Below are 18,105 nucleotides of genomic sequence, written 5' to 3' on the forward strand. Positions count from 1 at the left end.
AAAAAACTTCGTGCTAGAATTTCGTTCTTCGTTGAGCAGCAATTGCAACGCAAACTGTTCAGCAAAAGGGATGGCGCATTAGCTCAGCCGGTTAGAGCGACGGAATCATAATCCGCAGGTCCCCTGTTCGAATCAGGGATGCGCCACCAAAGAATTCAAAAGGCCCGCACATTGTGCGGGCCTTTTTCGTTGGCGGGGATGGAACGAAGGACGCGGGGTTCACTCATGCTCGACGAGCCCGAATCAATCGTGAAACAAAAAAATGGCCCGCACACCGTGCGGGCCATTTTCATTCGGACAATACAGGCCTCAGCCCATCAAGTCCGATACACCGTATCGCGCCGGCGGCCGCCCCACGTCGCCGCCAAGCTCGCCACGAACGCGCCGATCAGCATCGACGCAAAGCCCCACAACGCGAATGCCGCAGCGGCCTTGCGCGCCGCGTCGGCGGCTTCCTTGGCCTTTACCTTGGCTTCTTCCGCGGTCTTCTTGGCGTTCTGGATCGCCTCGTCGACGCGGCGTTGCGCCACGGCGGGCTCAACACCGGCCTGCGCGGCCACGACCTTCACCACGTAATCGCGATCAGCGGGCGTCATCTCGCCACGGGTGATGCTCATGGCAACGATGCGGCCCACTTCGGCACGTGCCGCTTCCGGGTCAGTGTTGGCCTCGGGACGTTCCGAACGCATCAGGGTGTCGGTGAGATAGTCGGTGGCGCGTTCCATGCCACCGTTGCTGCCTGCACCCGCCGCGCCGGCCGTCGCGGCCGCAGTTGCCGCGGTGCCGGCAGTGGCTGCCACCGATGCGCCGGCCTTGGCCACGCCCGATGCCATGGACGCCAGGGCCGACCCCAACAGCGCGGCGCTGACCACGGCGCTCAGCGCCCAGACCAGAAAGCCATGCGCGGTGTCGCGGAAGTAGACCTCATCCGAGTGCACGTCGACCCACTTGGTGCGCAGGCGTCCAGCGACATAGCCGCCAATGCCGTACGAGAGGATCTGAGTGAGCAGCATCCAGACAATGATGCCAATACCGATGGTCGGGGCCGACACGCCATCGTCGCCCCACGGCGATACGGACAGGAAGCCCAGGCCGGTGCCACCGGCAAACAATGCGAGCGAGAGCGCGGCGGCAATCACCGCGCCGGCGAAGACCGCCGCCCACGACACGGCCGAAATGGCGGACTCACGTGGAGGCACGCCATCGGCATAGGGTTGGCTCAATGAAGACGTATTTTGCATGATCGATCCTTGTCCAGAGTCTTACGCAACCGCGCGGACGCGGATGCCAAAGCGGAAATGACGAACCGGCCTTCAGTGCCAGAACAGCGCCAGCAGAATGATGATGGGAATGGGCACGCCAAGCAGCCACAACAGGATGGAGCGCATGGAAACCTCCTTGCTTCGATAAATGGATATGGGTGAAGTGACGCCGGCCGCAATCAGGCCAGGTCGATGGTGCCCGGAGCACGGGGGTCCGGCGCGGGCGGCGTGGGGTCGATGACGTCGGGATTGTCGGTGGGACGACCCGGGTCCGGACGCGGATCGTCCGCAGGGGCGGTACCCGGAAGCGCCGGATCGTCCGGCGTGAGATCGTCCGGCTGTCCGGGTTCTCGATGCGGGATCTGGGACATGATTGCCTCTCCTTCAAGCAGCGCAAGATGCGCCTCGGATGAGCATCAGCAAGTGACGTGCCCGGCCCCCATCAGGGTTTCAATACCATCAGCGAAAACGTAAGCGCCGTCAGTCCTTGCGCCGATTGCCGGCGGGCACGGCCCCGCGATCGGGCGTCTCGCCCGCAAGAAAAGCAACGACCGCGGCCTTGCCGGCGGCAGAGGCCTCATCCTGGCTGGTGTATCGCTTGTCCGAGTAATTGGTGCTGCGCACATTTCCAGATTCAGGATCGAGCAGCGTGATGATCCATGCGAATTCACCTGGCGCGAGCTGCCGGACCTGCAAGGTGGCGCGCGTGCCGGGACGTAGTTCTTGCGGCATCTGGCGGCCTCTTCCGTGTTTTGATGACGCCATCGTAGCGCAATCGCGGCGGCCCGCCACGGACGGACGCGGCGCGTGAAAAATGCTGCGCTTGCACACGATTTTCATGCTGCAGACTGCGCGGCTAATCCGCCACAAAGCGCCCTGCCTGCAAGGAAAACCCTAGGGTGCAGTCCTGCAATACAGGCGCACAATCGTCTCAAACATAAGACCGCAAAGCGGCGCCGAATCCCCTAAATCAGGCGAGGACGGAGACAACATGACTTACTTGGCAGTTTTCATGAGCTGTTTGATGGTTATGGGTATCGTCGCGTTGGTGATTCAAACGATACGAAGCGCGGGGCCCGAGCCCTGGCTGAAGATATCGGCGGCGATTGTCAGTTCCACCTTTGCATCGCTGATGCTGGTCCCGTTGGGGTTCGCCGTGGCCCTGACGATGCTCGTCGAGTAGTCTCCCCCACCGTAGACCAGGCCCGGACTATCCGTTGCGGGCCGGTCTGCCGCGGGTTGCCGCCCAACACAACAATGAACCGGCGGTGACCATCGCCACGCCCTGCCAGAACGACAGGGTGAGCGGCGTCGCCAACCAGAGCGCGGCAAAGAAGGTGGAAAAGACCGGCGTGAAGTACGACGCGGTGGCCAGCAAGGTCAGGTTGCCTCGCAGTATCCCCACGTTCCAGAATGCGTAGCCACTGGCCATTGCGCCGCCGGCCACGCATAGCTCGATCGTGGCGGGCGCCGTGAACGCAAGCGCGGGTTCCGCGCTGATCGCATATTTGATCCACAGGACAGCAGCGGTCAGCACGAAAAACAGCGCGACGCCGTTCTTGCCGTCGGCAAAGCGTTTGGTCACGTTGCAATACACGGCCCAGATGATGGCGCCGCTGAACGCCAACCCATAACTGAGAGGATTGCTCGACACATTGGCAACGGTGCGTTCATACGACAGCCCGCCGGCTCCGCCCACGACCCACACGATGCCGCACACCGACAACAAGATGCCCGGCGCTACCCAGATGCTTGCCCGCTGGCCATTGATGAGCATGGCAAACACGACCGTCAGACACGGCCACAGATAGTTGACGATGCCCAACTCGATGGCTTGCCCCCGATCGGCCGCGAATCCCAGCGACAGCGACAGGCAGATCTCGTAAGCGACGAACAGCATGCTGCCCACGATGAGATAGGACCGGGGAAACGTGCGCAGCTTCGGGAAGCCCAGCAACAACACCAGGAAGATCGAACCCACCGTATAGATGAGCGCGGCGCCGCCGATCGGGCCAAAGTTTTCACTGACGCCACGAATCAGTCCGACGACCGTGCCCCACAGCAGGATCGCCAGCAAGCCGAGGGAAGTGGCCGCATTCCGGCCAGGATTCAATTGCATTACCGTTTCCGATTGCGCGCCGGGCCTGAATGAGAACTGGGCTGGTCCGGCGCCAAGGCGGCAAGTTTAGCGAAAACCGAACGGAGAAATCGCGGCATGGCTATTTCGACACGCAGGATGAGCGACGTGCTGGCAAGCACGGATTCGGGGCGGCTTTACCGCATTGAAGTGTTCTTGCGGGCGGAGGATGCGGGCGCCGGCATCCTGCCGCGAACCGGCGGGCGCTACATATTCAGAACGTCCGAAGGTGACGCCGTCATCGCGCTGGACGACAAGCGGTATCGTCTGGGATCCGGCGAGGTCCTGACTGCGCTGGCGCCGCGCCACGACACCTGACACGCCCGGCTCCGCGGCGGGATTACTGATCCAGCGCCACCCGCCGCTTGCCCAGACCCTTGGCCCGATACAACGCCACGTCCGCGCGCTCGAGCAACTGCAGCATGGTGGTGCCAGATTGCGGATACACGGCGATGCCGATGCTCGCCGACACCGCGACGCGCACGTTGGGATACGGCAGCGACAGGCTCTCGACCAGCGCCTCGGCAACCAGCCGCGCGTTTTCCTGGTTGGCGCCCAGCAACAACACGGCAAACTCGTCACCGCCCAGCCGTGCCGCCACGTCGGAAACCCGGATGGCGCTTGCCATGCGGTCGGCGGCCTCTTTCAGCACCGTATCGCCCGCGGCATGGCCATGCATATCGTTGACGGCCTTGAAGCCGTCCAGGTCGATGGCCAGGATCGAGAACGCCTCGCCGCTGCGCTGCGCGACCGCCAGCTCACGCAGCACGAGTTCGCCGAACAGCACCCGGTTGCACAGACCAGTCAGCGGATCGTAGTGCGCCAGATGCTGCGCGCGCGCCAGCATGCGCGACGCCTGCAGCATGGCGGCGCCCACTTCCTGGGCTTCCTTGATGCGTGTGGCAGGCAGTTCCACGGTACGGCCCTCGCCCAGCGCCAGCGCCGGCGCGACGAGCCCCTGCACGGCCGACGTCAGCCGGCTCGCCAACCTGATTGCCAGCCACAGCCCCAGGCCGAACGCGAACAACGTGCCCATGCCGATCCACGCAATGGAACGATAAAGGTCCGTGGTCAGCAATTGCATCGGCGCGCCGGCGGCAACCGTCCAGCCCGACAGTGCCGACCGGCTGAACGCGGTGTAGACCGGCGTGCCTTCCTTGGTGATCGTTTCGAGCGACCCCTCGCCTTCCTGCTGCACGGCGCGGGCCAGCGCGGGCACCGCCTTCTGGCCAACGAATTTCGACGTGTCGCGGGTGCGGGCGACGATGGTTCCGGCGTCGTCCAGCACGGCAGCCACCCAGCCCTCGGGCAAGGCGCGGCGGCCCAACACATTGCCGATGCGTTCGGGCGACAGCCCCACATTCAGGCTGTAGACCACCTCCCCGCCTCGCACGACCGGAACGCCGAGCGCGATGGTGGGATCCTTGGTCAGACCGCCGGTGAACAACCCCGTCAGCACCGGCATGCGCGATTGGAAGACGCGAAGCAGCTCATCCGGCGCGCCGGTGGACGGCAACGCCGTGCCGTAGGGCACTTGCGTGTTGATGATCTGGCGCCCTTCCTTGTTGGTCAGGACGTAGCTGTCGACGATCTGGAACCGCACGGACTCGCGCGCTCGGCGATGAAAACCGGCAAGGTCTCCTTCGACCAGGTCCGGCGATGACGCCAGCATCTGCAAGCCGGCTTCGACGCCCGTGAGCTCGCGATCGAGGATTGCCGTGAGATTGCGCGCCAGAAAGATGGTGTCGCGAAAGATGCGTTCCTTCTGGATGACGTAGCTTTCGTAGACCGCGACCGTCGCCACGATAAGCGCGGGGGTGATACAGGCAAAGACGAGGGCCAGCAGGCCCGTGCGCATGGAGTAGCGGCGCGCCTGGCGGCGGCGCACGCCCGCACGCGTTTCGCCGTCAGACATGGCGCGCCTCGCCACTCAGGTTCCGCACTGCGCGGACGTTCGACCTAAACAACACCCGTGGGCTCATGCGCCTCCCCGTACGCCCTCCCGGCACCCCCGCCAGGCCTGGATGGAAACTCAGAGATTATTGCAGAACGCGCCCGCTGCCGCCTTTTGCGGCCTACGTCTCTTCCAGATCCGGCGTGCCGGTAAATTGGCTCTTGAGCAGCGTCAGCGCGCCTTTTTCGGCCAGCGCCTCGTTGGGGAACACGTGCTTGGTGTCTTCCAGGATGGGAAAGCCGAAGACGCGTACGCGGGTGTGGTACCCGTCAGGCGTTTCGGCAAATTCGATGTCAAAGTTGCGTTCTTCGATCCAGCCCGACCGATGCAGTTTCCATTCCATATCCAACGCGCTCCTGTTTGGCGAAGTTGACACGAAAGGCCGGCCGCAATGACCGGCGCTGCTACACCATACACCCGGCCGGGCGCACATGGGCGCCCGGCTCGGTCAATCGTCGCGGGACTGGCGGTCCCGAGCCAGCGCGGCCTGCGTACCGGCAGTGGCGCCGCCCGCTGCCGCCGGCGTGCCGGCGACGGGGTTGCCCGGCAACGGCGCGCTCGCTGCGGGGACGACCGTCGGATCACTTGCCGCGGGCGAGAACAGATCCCAGCTTGCCATGAACAGCGCCGCGATCAGCGGACCGATGACAAAGCCGTTCAGGCCGAACAGCGCCATCCCGCCAAGCGTGGAGATCAGGATCACGTAATCGGGCATCTTCGTATCCTTGCCCACGAGAATGGGGCGCAGGATGTTGTCGACCATGCCGATGACCAGCACACCGAACGCGATGAGCACGGCGCCCTTGACCACGGAGCCCGTCAGCAGGAAGTACACGGCCACCGGCGCCCAGATCAGTCCCGCGCCAATCGCCGGAAGCAGCGACAGGAACGCCATGATCACGCCCCACAGCAACGCGCCCTGGATCGACAGGATTGAGAAGATGATGCCGCCCAGCGCGCCCTGCGCCGCCGCCACCGCGACGTTGCCCTTTACGGTGGCGCGCACGACGGTCGTGAATTTGCGGAACAGGTGCTGCTTGTGCATGTCGCTCAGCGGCACCGCGCGCCGCAGCCGGGCCGAAAGCTGGGGCCCGTCACGCAGCAGGAAGAAGAGCAGATACAGCATGATGCCGAAGCTGACCACGAACTGGAACGTGTCCTGTCCGATGTTCAGGGCTTGAGTCGCCAGGAACTGGCTTGCCTGCATCGCGCCGGCGCTCAGCTTGTCCTGCAGGCTGGGAATGTCGGCCAGGTCGAAGCGCGCCAGCAGCGCATGCACCGACGGCGGCAAGGCGTCCATTGCCTGCTGGAAGTACGCGCCAAAGTTGATCTGGCCTGACTTGATGCTTTGATAGAGGCTCGCGCCTTCGCTCACCAGCGAGCCGCTGATCACAACCAACGGAAGAATCACCAGCAGCAGCACCAGCAGCAGCGTGATGAGCGCGGCGAGATTGCGCCGGCCGCCAATGCGCACCACCAGGCGGCGCTGCAAGGGCGCGAAAAGAATGGCCAGAATGGTGCCCCAGAACACGGCCCCATAGAAAGGCCACAACAGCCAGCCGAACGCGATGGTGACCACCACCAGCAAAAGCACGAAGGTTCTGTAATGCACGCCTGAAGATTCGCTCATGGTGTGTCCAAGGCACGGCATGCGCCGCGAGAGCCGCATTGTACAAAGCGCCGCCTGGCGCCGCTTGCATTGAGACGAGGCTGATCCACGGCTATGGCGCCTTCGAGCCGGCGCTCGCTGCCTGCAGCAGCGTGGCGCGGGCGGCTTCAAGACCGTCGGACTGCGCATTCAGCGCTTGCAGACGCAGGTTCAGTTCCTGTTGCAACGTCGGTTTCGCCACCTTCGTCTGCTCATCCTCGAAGGTGACCTCCGCGCCATTGGCAGCCACGAAGTCCGCAATGCCCAGCGCGTCGCGGGCGACCGAGTCCATCCTGGCCGCGGCCTCCATCATGTCGGCAGCCGGCGCTGTCACCGCCTCGTCGTAGACGCCGTCATACACGGGTGCCAGATCGGCGGGCAGCGTCAAGGCCGCGCGCGCCTTGTCGGCCTTGCTTCGCGCCGCCTGGACCTGCGCGGCGCTGTCTGCCAGCGTCTTGCGCGCCGCCTGCAGGCTGGCCTTGCGCTCCACGATCTCGCTTACCGACCGGATCGTCTCCACGGACAGCACTTCGCGCAGCGGCGCGGCCGCCTTGGCCATGGCGTCCTGGAAATCCGTCATTACTTCGTAGGCGTCGTCGTAATCCCCGATCGCGTCCTTTTCCTGCTTGCTCAACAGACCGATCGGCACGAGCGTCACGTTGTTCATGCGGACTTGCAGAACCTGTATGAACGCGGCGCGCTCCTGCGGCTCCTTGTTGACGCAGGCCGCCAGCAACAGCATCGAAACCGCCGCCATGCCCGCCACCCACGCGCGAACCCAACCCATGCGCATCCTTTTGCACTCCGATTCTGCAGATTACGGGAAGATTATCCGGTAGCCCCGAGCTTGGATCCGAATGGGGCGAAATTTGTTGCCATCGAAGCGAGTTGACACAGGGAGAGCGGCGCGCATGCCCGCGGCGCCGGCGTCCTCTAAAATCACGGATTCGGCGGCGTTCGGCCGCCCGCAACACACACTGGCTGCCCCCATGACTCAGAACGCTTCTCCCCTGCCCTGGGGTTTCACGCTCCCGGATTGCCGCGGCGCGAACGCCTTGCTCCTTTTCATGAACGACCTGGCGCGGGTGGTCAACCAGTACCTCGGCCACGGCAAGCTATCGGAAGAGGCGCTGGCGGACGCCCAGAAAGCCGTGGACGCGCTGCTGGAACGCTATGTGGAGATTCAGGCGGCGCCCGAGGCCTTTGACGACGAGCGCATCGAACTGGCGTTGGAAACCTTGCCGCAGCCCGACGGCACGACCAGCGCCCAAGTGGCGCTGCGCATGTCGCCGCGCCTGGAAGGCCTGATCATCGAGGCCCAACGCCAGGCCCGTCCCGCGGCGCACTAACGCGTATTTGCTCGGCCGGATGCCTATCCGGCCGAAAATGCTTGCATAATCGCGTATTCTCCGATATTATCGTCGGTTGGATCTGCGCAGTCGTACCCCGGTACGCCATGTCCGCCACGAACTGCTCACCCCAAGCTGGCCGCAAAAAAGCGGTTGCCGCAAACAGATCCGCCTCCCGTAAGCTCTGCGTCCTTGCGAAGTACAACGCAAAATACGCAAACCCAGAGCACCATCGGAAACCCCACGCCTTCGCCCATCCGCCAGTCCGGATCGGCCTGAAGCAGATACACCCAAATAACACGTTGCTTTTCCGGAAGCAGCGACGCATGCCGCGGTCCAACCACCGCGAGCGCCAGAGCCAACCCACTCTGTGCGCACCCAGGGCTGCATCGGCGCACGCTACCGCGCCGGCAACCATGCCCGTGTATGGCGCGCCTGCGCCCTGCAGCCCGACCGATGCCCGCCAGGACTGGACGAAGGCATCACCACGCCGGCCCGGCGCGCAAAAAACATGAGAATGCGCAAAAGAACGGCAGCAGCAATGCGTTAGTGTCATGTAACGCCTGTCCAATACATCCGGCGGACAAGGCGCTTCGCGAAGGTCCGGCCAAGTGCCCTGCATTTGCCCGGCTTGCGCGCACCATGACAAGACGCAGCTTTTCCAATAACTAGAACCTAAAGAGAACACAACATGAATACTCGTTTCACCACCACCGAACTGATCCGCCGCCCGGCCCATACGCAGCTCGACGACATGCCCATCCACATCGGCGACATCGTCTACCTGAAGCCGGCCAACGGCCCCGAGATCCGCGCCACGGTCATCTTCAACGCGCCGATCAACGGCACCACCACCTACACCACCGAAGTCGTGCCGTGCGGCGCGCCCGCGCAAAAGACGCCCGCCCAGCGCATCCGGTTCCGCCACGAACACGTGCATCGCATAGAACCGGTGCGCCGCAACGCTCGCTAAGCAGACCCGACACCGCCGCGCTTACCCCGCGGCGGTTTGCTTTGTGCGTGATAAATTCCCAGCAACTTCAGCCCGCTGATCTCACCATGCAGAACAATCGTCTTGCGGTCCGCATCTGGGACCTTCCCACCCGCCTCTTTCACTGGGGGCTTGTCGTCTGCATCGTCGGCGCGTTCGTCAGCGTGAAACTGGGCGGCCTGTACATGGACTGGCACGTGCGGTTCGGCTGTACGGCGCTGGGCCTCATCATCTTCCGCGTGCTGTGGGGCTTTGCCGGACCGCGCTATGCCAGGTTCGCGCATTTCGTTCGGGGCCCCGGCGCGGTGGCCCGCTACCTGAAGGGCGCCGCCGCGCCCGCCGGCCACAATCCGCTGGGCGCCCTGTCGGTCATGGCATTGCTGCTGGTCGTGGGCTTTCAGGCGGTCAGCGGCCTGTTCACCACGGACGACATCATGACGCAGGGTCCGCTGTTCGGACACGTATCCGAAGCCACCGCCAGCGCCATGACGTCCTGGCACAAGCTCAATGAATGGGTCATCATCGGCCTGGTCGTCCTGCACCTGCTGGCCGTCACGTGGTACGTGGTGGTGCGCCGCAAGCGTCTGGTGCGTGCCATCATCACCGGCAATGTCGATGCCAAGGACGTGCCCGCCGGCACGCCGCCCGCTCAGGACGGCCTGGCCATCTGGCTGCGCGCACTCTTGCTGGGCGCCTGCGTGACCGGGCTGGTGCTGTGGATACGATCGCTCGAGGTCGTGTCCGACATGTCGTTCTCCTGACCCAGCCCAAGCAAACAGCCCATGAAAAAAGCCCCTTGACGGGGCTTTTTGCTTGCCAGGACGACGGGCCGGATCTGACAACGGCCCGATGCCTTATTTCTTCTTGCGGTACGAATCGTGGCAGGCCTTGCAGCTGGCGCCCACGTCGCCGAATGCCGCGCGCAGCTTGTCCAGATCGCCGGCATCGGCGGCTGCCGACAGTTTCACGATGTTGTCCTGGAACGCCTGCTGCTTCTGCTTGAAGCCCGCGGCGTCGCTCCAGATTTCGGGACGGGCGTCACCGCCTTCCGTACCCGGGCCGAAACCCGCCCACGGCAACGCAGACAGCGTCTTCAGCACATCGACGTTGGCCTTGATCTGCGCAGCGTCATAGGGCGCCTGGCCCTTGACCACCGGCGCCATGCGGCCGAAGTGCGAGCCGATCAGTGCAAGCGCCGACTGGCGGTACTTGACGGCATCTTCGGGCTTGGCGAATTGCGCGGAGGCGGACGTTGCCAGCAGCGGACCCACCGTCATACAGGCCAGCGCAGCGAGCGTGGACAACTTCTTCATTGATTTCTCCCGTAGGTACAACGTGAAAGCCGCGCGCGTAACGCGCGCGGCACGGCGACTATACCGCCCGGGCCAGTTCGGCAGCCAGACCAATGTACGAGCGCGGGGTCATCGCCAGGAGGCGGGCCTTGGGCTCTTCAGGCAGCGCCAGGCCCTGGATGAATTCTCGCAGAGCCTCTTCGGTGATGCCCTTGCCGCGCGTCAAGGCCTTGAGCTGCTCGTACGGCTGCGGCAGGCCATAGCGGCGCATGACGGTCTGCACCGGCTCGGCCAGCACTTCCCAGCAGGCGTCGATATCGGCGTCGATGGCAGCCGTGTTGACTTCGAGCTTGCCCAGGCCGCGCATGCAGGCATCCCACGCCACCAGGCAGTAGCCCAGGCCCACGCCGAGGTTGCGCAGGACGGTGGAATCGGTCAGGTCGCGCTGCCAGCGGGAGATCGGCAGCTTGTCGGCCAGATGGCGCAGCACGGCGTTGGCCAGACCCAGGTTGCCTTCGGAGTTTTCGAAGTCGATCGGGTTGACCTTGTGCGGCATGGTCGACGAACCGACCTCGCCTTCCTTCAGGCGCTGCTTGAAGTAGCCCAGCGCCACGTAGCCCCAGATGTCGCGATCCAGGTCCAGAATGATGATGTTGGCGCGGGTAATCGCGTCGAACAGCGCGGACATCCAGTCGTGCGGTTCGATCTGGATGGTGTGGCGGTTCTGGGTCAGGCCCAGACCGGTCAGCACGCGCTTGCTGAACTCGGGCCAGTTGATTTCGGGATAGGCGGACAGGTGGGCGTTGTAGTTGCCCGTTGCGCCGTTCAGCTTGGCCAGGGGCTCGACGGCCACGACGGCGGCGATGGCGCGGTTCAGGCGCGCGGCCACGTTGGCGAATTCCTTGCCCAGCGTAGTCGGGCTGGCGGGCTGGCCGTGGGTGCGCGACAGCAGCGGCTGATCGGCGTTGGCGACGGCCAGGTCGTTCAGCTTGGCGGCAACTTCGCGCAGGCGCGGCACCACGACCTGGTCGCGGGCGCGCGACAGCATCAGCGCGTGCGAGGTGTTGTTGATGTCTTCCGACGTGCAGGCGAAGTGGATGAATTCTGCGGCGCGGGCCAGTTCGGCGTCATCGGCGACCTTTTCTTTCAGCCAGTACTCGACGGCCTTCACGTCGTGGTTGGTGACGCGCTCGATATCCTTGATGCGGCCGGCGTCCGCCTCGGAGAAGTTGGCGACCAACTGGGCCAGGCGCGCGCGGGCGGCCTCGGAGAAGGCCGGCAGCTCGGGCAGACCGGCGTCGGACAAGGCGATCAGCCAGGCGACCTCGACTTCGACGCGGTGCGCCATGAAGCCGGCTTCGGACAGCAGACCGCGCAGTGCGTCGCCCCGGGAAGCGTAGCGGCCATCCAGTGGCGAAAGGGCATTAAGTTGGCTCAGCTGATCGGCGATTTGCATGGTCTGGTAGGGAAAAAGCGACGGATGGGAAAACCCGGCGATTTTATCATCCGGGGCCGCCTGACATTGTGGCAAACTGACGAAGATTCCGCCCTGCGGACAATTCCGGCCGTCATACAGCCTGCTATACTTCGGCCGCTTTCCGACTCCGCTTGTGACTCCATGAAACTGATCGGCTCGCTTACCAGTCCCTACGTGCGCAAAGTGCGTATCGTCATGGCCGAGAAAAAGCTGGACTACCGGCTTGAACTCGAAAACGTCTGGTCCGCCGACACGCAGATCCAAACGTACAACCCGCTGGGCAAGGTCCCCTGCCTGGTGATGGAAGACGGCGGCGCCCTGTTCGATTCGCGCGTCATCGTCGAATACGTGGACACCTTGTCTCCCGTCGCCCGGCTGATTCCTCAGCAAGGGCGCGATCGCGCAGCCGTCAAATGCTGGGAAGCCATCGCCGATGGCGTCCTGGACGCCTGCGTGACCATCGTCAAGGAAAACCAGCGCCCCGAGGCCCAGCGCAGCCCCGAATGGATCGAACGCCAATACGGCAAGATCCACGCCAGCCTGGACGCCATGAACAAAAGCCTGGGCGACAACGCCCATTGCATGGGCATCAACTACAGCCTCGCGGACATCGCGGTCGGCTGTGCCCTGGGCTACCTGGACCTGCGCTTTGCCACCCTGGACTGGCGCACCGGCCAGCCCAATCTGGCCCGCCTGTACGACAAGCTGTCCCAGCGCCAGTCGTTCATCGACACGGTGCCCAAGACGGCCTGACGGCCGGCCAGAAATGCCCGCAAAAACGCCCGGCTCGACCGGGCGTTTTTTCGTCCGGCCGCTTTCCGCGGCCGGTTTTCTGTATATCGATCAAACCGTCCAGGTCTGCCAGGCCTTGAACAGCATGTACGCCGCCAGCGCGAACAGCAGCGCGGCGAACACGCGCTTGAGCGTCTGCACCGGCAGGCGATGGGCCATGCGCGCCCCCAGCGGCGCCGTCAAGACGCTGGTGCAGACCAGCGCCAGCAATGCCGGCCAGTAGATGAAGCCGAGCATCCCCGGATAGGTCTGGGCTTCGTTCAGGCCCGAAACGATATAACCCACGCTGTTGGCCAGCGCGATGGGAAAGCCCAGCGCCGCCGAGGTCGACACCGCATTGTGCAGGGCCACGTTGCACCAGACCATGAACGGCACCGACAGAAAGCCGCCCCCGGCGCCGACCAGGCCCGACAGGAAGCCGATGCCCGCCCCCGCCGCACTGGTGCCGACCACGCCCGGCATCTGACGCGTGGGCTTGGGCTTCTTGTTGCGCAGCATGCTCCAGCCGGAGTAGCCCACGAACAACGCGAAGAACAGCGACAGCCACAGCGTGCTCAGCGCGGCAAACACTGCGCCGCCCGACAGCAGCCCGCCGATGATGATGCCCGGCGCCATCGCCGCGACGATGCGCCACTTGATGGTGCCCCGCTGCTGGTGAGCGCGCACGCTGGAAATGGAGGTAAAGAGGATCGACGTCATGGACGTGGCGATCGCCGCATGCACCACCAGGTCGGCCGGCATGCCCTGCCAGGTGAACAGCATCGTCAAAAAGGGAACCAGCAGCATGCCGCCGCCAATGCCCAGCAGGCCCGCGGCAAAGCCGACCACTCCGCCCAACACCAGCAGGCAGATCACCATCGTCACATCCACAACCGTCTCCTCAGTTTTATTGTCATGAACAAGGCCCCGCGGGCATGGCTCCGGGGGGCCTTGGTTACGTGCAGCGGGGACTGCTTAAATAATGATCCCGCCACCCAGGCAAACCTCGCCATCGTATAGCACGGCCGACTGCCCGGGCGTCACCGCCCATTGCGGCTCGGTGAAATCCAGCGAAAACGTCTCGGGCGCCGCATCGCCCAGGCGGCAGGCCGCGTCGGCTTGCCGATAGCGGGTCTTGGCGCCGTAGGCGCCCGCTGCCGGCGGGTGGCCGGCCACCCAGCTCGCGTCCTGCGCCTTCAGATCGCCGGACAGCAGCCAAGGATGGTCATGCCCCTGCACGACGTACAGCACGTTGCGTTCCAGATCCTTGCGCGCCACGTACCAGGCCTCGGCCGTGCCGTCGTCCCGCTGGCGGCCCTTGACACCGCCCACGCCCAGCCCCTTGCGCTGGCCCAGCGTGTAGAACGAAAGCCCTTCGTGGCGGCCGACCTTCTGCCCTTCGGGCGTCAGGATGGGACCGGGCTCGGTGGGCAGGTAACGGTTCAGAAATTCCCGGAACGGCCGCTCGCCGATGAAGCAGATCCCGGTGGAATCCTTCTTGGCGGCGTTGTGCAGGCCGATCTCGTGCGCGATGCGCCGCACTTCGGTCTTGTGGATCTCGCCCAGCGGAAACAGCGTGCGCGACAACTGCGCCTGGTTCAGGCGATGCAGGAAGTAGCTCTGGTCCTTGGATGCGTCCAGCGCCTTCAGCAACTGGAACTGCGAGCCGCCGCCCTCAGCGGGTACTTCACGAACGCGGGCGTAATGGCCGGTCGCGATGTGTTCCGCGCCCAGCGCCATGGCGTGGTCGAGGAACGCCTTGAATTTGATCTCGGCATTGCACAGGACGTCGGGGTTGGGCGTACGGCCCGCGGAGTATTCGCGCAGGAAATCCGCGAACACGCGGTCCTTGTATTCGGCGGCGAAGTTGACGTATTCGAACTCGACGCCGACCAGGTCCGCGACGCTGGCGGCGTCCAGGAGATCCTGGCGGGTGGAGCAGTATTCGGAATCGTCGTCGTCTTCCCAGTTCTTCATGAACAGGCCGACGACCTCGTAGCCTTGCTGTTTGAGCAGCCAGGCGGTGACCGAAGAATCGACCCCGCCGGACATGCCGACGACAACGCGGCCTTTCTTGGTGGATGTTTGACTCATGATGCGGCTATTTTAGATCGGACAAGGCGTCTTCCCGCGGCTGCGGTTCGGCGGCGCGCGACACTTCCATCAGCCAGGCGCGGAAGGCCTGCAGGGTGGGCAGATTGGCCTTCTGCTCGGGGTAGCACAGGTAATAGCCCATCCGCGCGCGGATCGGCAACTGCATCGCGATGGCCAGCTTGCCGTCGCGCAGCTCGTCCTCGATCAGGCAGCGCGGGATCAGCGCCACGCCGAAGCCCGCCGCGGCCGCCTGCGACAGCAGCGCGTACTGATCGAACCGGGCGCCTTCCAGGCTGCGCCGCGTATCGCAGCCGGCCTGCTCGAACCAATCGCGCCAGCCTTCCAGGGCCGACGTATGGTGCAGCAGCGGATAGGCCAGCAGGTCTTCGGGCGACTGGCACCCGCCCGCGATCAGGCGGGGACTACAGACCGGCAGGATCTCGCGGCCCACGATGTAGTCCGCGCCGCTGCCGGGCCACAGCCCCTCGCCGAAGCGCACGGCGGCGTCCAATTCGGGCGTGGAGAAGTCGTAGCCCTGGCGGTGCGGCAGGAACTCCACGTGGATGTCGGGCCGCAGGCGCATGAAGGCCGTCAGCCGCGGAATCAGCCACCGCGCGCCAAACGTCGGCATACAGGTCAGGTTGAGCGTGCCGCCGCGCCCCTGGTGCGCGATCAGCTCGACGGTGGCCGCTTCGATCTGGCCGAGACCGGCCTGGATCTTGGCCAGATAGCTGCGGCCTGCTTCGGTCAGAACCAGGCCTTGCCTGATTCGTAGGAATAGTTCGACGCCGACGAACTCTTCCAGATGTTTCACCTGTTTACTCACAGCCCCCTGTGTCACGCACAATTCCTGCGCGGCGCGCGTGAAACTGCTGTGCCGGGCGGCAACTTCGAACGCCTGGAGATCCGTTAAAGAGGGACAGAAACGCCTCATCTGCAGCCCCCACCGAATGTGGGGCTCCCTTGCCCTGCGGGCATGACGACGGCAAAGGCACGGGGCGACGAATGTTACAGAAAAGTAACGCCCAAGATGGCCTGCCGAAAAGAGGTATGAAAAAAAGTCATAGCTTACGGAGAATCTTTCGTTTGCGCAAACCTGCCCGCCAGGAAAGAATCGTCGGGTTTGCGTCTGCCTTTGCGCATCCGCTGTTCATTCATTAGTAGGGGAATTCATGCAACGCCGTAATGTAGTCCTGGGCCTGTGTGTCGCCGCCGCGACCCTGGCCACGCCGCTGACCTCGGGTATCGCGCACGCTGAAGATGCGTATCCCAGCAAGCCCATCCGCCTGATCGTTCCCTTCCCGCCCGGCGGCACCACCGACATCGTCGGCCGCCTGTTCGCCGACAAGCTCGGCAAGGAACTGGGCCAGACCGTCGTCGTGGAAAACCGCGGCGGCGCCGGCGGCTCGATCGGCAGCGCCTTCGTCGCCAGCAGCGCGCCGGACGGCTACGTCCTGGGCATCGCCACCGTCAGCACGCACGGCATCAACCCGGCCATCTACCCGAACCTGCCGTTCGATGGCGAGAAGGACTTCACGCCCGTCTCGAACCTGGCTGCCGTGCCGAACATCATGACCATCAACCCGAAGGTCCAGGCCAAGACCATCGCCGAATTCATCACGCTGGCCAAGAGCCAGCCCGGCAAGCTGACGTACGCGTCGGCCGGCAACGGTTCGGTCTCGCACATGATGGGCGAACTGTTCAAGATGGCCTCGGGCACCGACCTGATGCACGTGCCGTACCGTGGCGTGGGCCCCGCGCTGAACGACGCGCTGGCCGGCCAGGTCGACGTCATGTATGACAACCTGCCCTCCACGCTGCCGCACGTCCAGTCCGGCCGCCTGATCGCCATGGCCGTCGCCTCGCCGCAGCGCGTCGCCTCGCTGCCCAACGTGCCCACGTTCGCCGAAGCCGGCCTGCCGGCCGTGAACGACGCCTCGTGGTTCGGCCTGGTCGCCCCGGCCAAGCTGCCCGCCCCCGTGCTGGCCAAGCTGAACGCCGCCGTCCAGAAGGTCAGCGCCGAAGAAGACGTCAAGAGCCGCCTCGCCGCCCTCGGTGCCTCGCCCGCTGCCAACACCCCGGCCGAATTCGGCGCGCAGATCTCGGCTGAAATCGCCAAGAACAAGCGCATCGCCAAAGAAGCCAACGTGAAGATCGACTAACCGGTCTTCGGTCCTCGCGTGCCCGTGGCGCGCGAGGACCTCCGATTCACGAACGCAGTACCCCCTTATGCGACTTACCCAGCCCCTGTCCTACCGCTTCGACCTCCCGCAGCACTATCCCGATTCGGAAATCTCGGTCCCTCTCGTGCTGGATTCCCCGCACAGTGGCACGACCTACCCCCCCGATTTCGCCGCCGCGGTGGACTTTGGCGCCTTGCGCACGGCCGAGGACACCTGGGTTGACGATCTGTGGGGCGACGCCATCGAGATGGGCGTGCCGATGATCGCCGCGGCGTTCCCGCGCGCCTATATCGACGCCAACCGCGCCGCCGACGAGATTGACGAATTGCTGCTGGACGCGGCATGGCCCGACGCAATCAACCCCTCGCCCAAGGTCAAGCTGGGCAAGGGTCTGATCTGGCGCATGCTCGATGACGGCACGCCGCTGTACAACCGCAAGCTCACGGTGGACGAAGTGCGCCACCGCATCGATGCCTGCTGGAAGCCCTATCACGCCGCGCTTGGTCAGGTGCTGGACAACGCCCACCGCAAGTTCGGCAAGGTCTGGCACATCAACTGCCACTCGATGCCCAGCGTGGCCGGCGCCTTCGCCACCGATCGCCCGGGCCTGGTCCATCCCGACTTCGTGCTGGGCGACCGCGACGGCAGCACCAGCGATCCAGCCTTCCGCGAATTCATCGCCGCCTGGCTGCGCGAGCGCGGCTACAACGTCACCGTGAACGATCCCTACAAGGGCGTGGAACTGGTGCGCGCGTTCGGCCGCCCGCAAGAAGGGCGCCACAGCCTGCAGATCGAGATCAACCGCAAACTCTACATGGACGAAGTGTCGCTTCGTCCGACCGACAACTACGGCCGGCTGAAGGCCGATCTGCGCGACCTTACCGCCGCGCTGATCACCTGGACCCGCGCGCAGACGGCATAAGAAACGCCGCCCGTCCAGACGCCGG

At 64.7% G+C, this 18,105-nt stretch carries 21 protein-coding genes and 1 tRNA gene; 9 read left to right on the plus strand and 13 right to left on the minus strand.

Annotation, left to right across the window (positions count from 1 at the left end; translation table 11 throughout):
• Window positions 1-72: 72 nt before the first annotated feature.
• Window positions 73-149 (plus strand) — tRNA-Met (locus KW836_RS25115).
• A gap of 168 nt (window positions 150-317) precedes the next feature.
• Here the strand turns inward: KW836_RS25115 and KW836_RS25120 are convergent.
• From KW836_RS25120 to KW836_RS25130, 3 genes are all read right to left on the minus strand, one after another.
• A complete protein-coding gene (locus KW836_RS25120; RefSeq protein ID WP_218345083.1) occupies window positions 318-1,241 on the minus strand; it encodes a hypothetical protein in 924 nt (307 codons plus the stop codon).
• A gap of 200 nt (window positions 1,242-1,441) precedes the next feature.
• The gene (locus tag KW836_RS25125) at window positions 1,442-1,633 is read right to left on the minus strand and encodes a hypothetical protein (RefSeq protein WP_175124598.1); all 192 of its coding nucleotides are present in this window, start codon (window positions 1,631-1,633) and stop codon (window positions 1,442-1,444) included.
• Window positions 1,634-1,742: 109 nt separating this feature from the next.
• A complete protein-coding gene (locus tag KW836_RS25130; RefSeq protein ID WP_175184438.1) occupies window positions 1,743-1,994 on the minus strand; it encodes a hypothetical protein in 252 nt (83 codons plus the stop codon).
• 259 nt (window positions 1,995-2,253) lie between these two features.
• Here KW836_RS25130 and KW836_RS25135 point away from each other — a divergent pair, with 259 nt between their 5' ends.
• Window positions 2,254-2,445, plus strand: a complete 192-nt coding sequence (locus KW836_RS25135; protein ID WP_175124599.1) for a hypothetical protein — start codon at window positions 2,254-2,256, stop codon at window positions 2,443-2,445.
• A gap of 27 nt (window positions 2,446-2,472) precedes the next feature.
• On the opposite strand, the gene yddG is transcribed toward KW836_RS25135, so the two are convergent.
• Window positions 2,473-3,381: an aromatic amino acid DMT transporter YddG gene (gene yddG / locus KW836_RS25140; protein WP_175138761.1), complete on the minus strand. Its 909-nt coding sequence runs from the start codon at window positions 3,379-3,381 to the stop codon at window positions 2,473-2,475.
• Between the two features lie 96 nt (window positions 3,382-3,477).
• On the opposite strand from yddG, the gene KW836_RS25145 reads away from it, so the two are divergent.
• Entirely contained in the window at window positions 3,478-3,717 is a 240-nt protein-coding gene (locus KW836_RS25145; protein ID WP_175124601.1) for a 6-phosphofructokinase, read from the plus strand.
• Window positions 3,718-3,739: 22 nt separating this feature from the next.
• Here the strand turns inward: KW836_RS25145 and KW836_RS25150 are convergent, their stop codons facing one another.
• The 4 genes from KW836_RS25150 to KW836_RS25165 form a co-directional block, all read right to left on the minus strand.
• The gene (locus KW836_RS25150) at window positions 3,740-5,314 is read right to left on the minus strand and encodes a sensor domain-containing diguanylate cyclase (RefSeq protein WP_175184379.1); all 1,575 of its coding nucleotides are present in this window, start codon (window positions 5,312-5,314) and stop codon (window positions 3,740-3,742) included.
• A 160-nt stretch (window positions 5,315-5,474) separates the two neighbouring features.
• Window positions 5,475-5,696, minus strand: a complete 222-nt coding sequence (locus KW836_RS25155; RefSeq protein ID WP_175124603.1) for a hypothetical protein — start codon at window positions 5,694-5,696, stop codon at window positions 5,475-5,477.
• Between the two features lie 105 nt (window positions 5,697-5,801).
• Entirely contained in the window at window positions 5,802-6,983 is a 1,182-nt protein-coding gene (locus tag KW836_RS25160) for an AI-2E family transporter (RefSeq protein WP_246282972.1), read from the minus strand.
• A gap of 91 nt (window positions 6,984-7,074) precedes the next feature.
• Window positions 7,075-7,788 (minus strand): DUF3053 family protein, encoded by a 714-nt coding sequence (locus tag KW836_RS25165; RefSeq protein WP_218345084.1) that lies wholly within the window; start codon window positions 7,786-7,788, stop codon window positions 7,075-7,077.
• 202 nt (window positions 7,789-7,990) lie between these two features.
• On the opposite strand from KW836_RS25165, the gene KW836_RS25170 reads away from it, so the two are divergent.
• The 3 genes from KW836_RS25170 to KW836_RS25180 all read left to right on the plus strand — a co-directional run bounded on the left by KW836_RS25170 (window position 7,991) and on the right by KW836_RS25180 (window position 10,102).
• Window positions 7,991-8,350, plus strand: a complete 360-nt coding sequence (locus KW836_RS25170) for a hypothetical protein (RefSeq protein WP_175138763.1) — start codon at window positions 7,991-7,993, stop codon at window positions 8,348-8,350.
• A 691-nt stretch (window positions 8,351-9,041) separates the two neighbouring features.
• Window positions 9,042-9,323, plus strand: a complete 282-nt coding sequence (locus KW836_RS25175; RefSeq protein ID WP_175124606.1) for a hypothetical protein — start codon at window positions 9,042-9,044, stop codon at window positions 9,321-9,323.
• A gap of 86 nt (window positions 9,324-9,409) precedes the next feature.
• Window positions 9,410-10,102, plus strand: a complete 693-nt coding sequence (locus tag KW836_RS25180) for a cytochrome b/b6 domain-containing protein (RefSeq protein WP_218345085.1) — start codon at window positions 9,410-9,412, stop codon at window positions 10,100-10,102.
• Between the two features lie 93 nt (window positions 10,103-10,195).
• On the opposite strand, the gene KW836_RS25185 is transcribed toward KW836_RS25180, so the two are convergent.
• Both KW836_RS25185 and purB read right to left on the minus strand, forming a co-directional pair.
• Entirely contained in the window at window positions 10,196-10,654 is a 459-nt protein-coding gene (locus KW836_RS25185) for a cytochrome c (protein ID WP_175124608.1), read from the minus strand.
• Window positions 10,655-10,712: 58 nt separating this feature from the next.
• The gene (gene purB / locus KW836_RS25190; protein ID WP_175124609.1) at window positions 10,713-12,089 is read right to left on the minus strand and encodes an adenylosuccinate lyase; all 1,377 of its coding nucleotides are present in this window, start codon (window positions 12,087-12,089) and stop codon (window positions 10,713-10,715) included.
• A gap of 162 nt (window positions 12,090-12,251) precedes the next feature.
• Between purB and KW836_RS25195 the strand changes: the two genes are divergently transcribed.
• Complete coding sequence (locus KW836_RS25195) at window positions 12,252-12,863, plus strand: glutathione S-transferase (protein WP_175124610.1); 612 nt, start codon at window positions 12,252-12,254, stop codon at window positions 12,861-12,863.
• Window positions 12,864-12,953: 90 nt separating this feature from the next.
• Here KW836_RS25195 and KW836_RS25200 read toward each other — a convergent pair whose 3' ends face one another.
• From KW836_RS25200 to gcvA, 3 genes are all read right to left on the minus strand, one after another.
• On the minus strand, window positions 12,954-13,772 hold the full coding sequence (locus tag KW836_RS25200; protein ID WP_175124611.1) for a sulfite exporter TauE/SafE family protein: 819 nt from the start codon (window positions 13,770-13,772) through the stop codon (window positions 12,954-12,956).
• 84 nt (window positions 13,773-13,856) lie between these two features.
• Window positions 13,857-14,975: a tRNA 2-thiouridine(34) synthase MnmA gene (gene mnmA / locus KW836_RS25205; RefSeq protein WP_175124612.1), complete on the minus strand. Its 1,119-nt coding sequence runs from the start codon at window positions 14,973-14,975 to the stop codon at window positions 13,857-13,859.
• A gap of 7 nt (window positions 14,976-14,982) precedes the next feature.
• On the minus strand, window positions 14,983-15,909 hold the full coding sequence (gene gcvA / locus KW836_RS25210) for a transcriptional regulator GcvA (protein ID WP_175124613.1): 927 nt from the start codon (window positions 15,907-15,909) through the stop codon (window positions 14,983-14,985).
• 238 nt (window positions 15,910-16,147) lie between these two features.
• Here gcvA and KW836_RS25215 point away from each other — a divergent pair, with 238 nt between their 5' ends.
• Together KW836_RS25215 and KW836_RS25220 are read left to right on the plus strand one after the other, a co-directional pair.
• Window positions 16,148-17,137, plus strand: coding sequence for a tripartite tricarboxylate transporter substrate binding protein (locus tag KW836_RS25215; protein WP_175124614.1), 990 nt, complete (start codon window positions 16,148-16,150; stop codon window positions 17,135-17,137).
• 67 nt (window positions 17,138-17,204) lie between these two features.
• Window positions 17,205-18,080: an N-formylglutamate amidohydrolase gene (locus KW836_RS25220; protein WP_175138766.1), complete on the plus strand. Its 876-nt coding sequence runs from the start codon at window positions 17,205-17,207 to the stop codon at window positions 18,078-18,080.
• The last annotated feature ends 25 nt before the right edge of the window (window positions 18,081-18,105 follow it).

It is taken from the genome of Achromobacter sp. ACM05 (assembly GCF_019218915.1).
Classification (GTDB): domain Bacteria; phylum Pseudomonadota; class Gammaproteobacteria; order Burkholderiales; family Burkholderiaceae_B; genus Achromobacter; species Achromobacter animicus.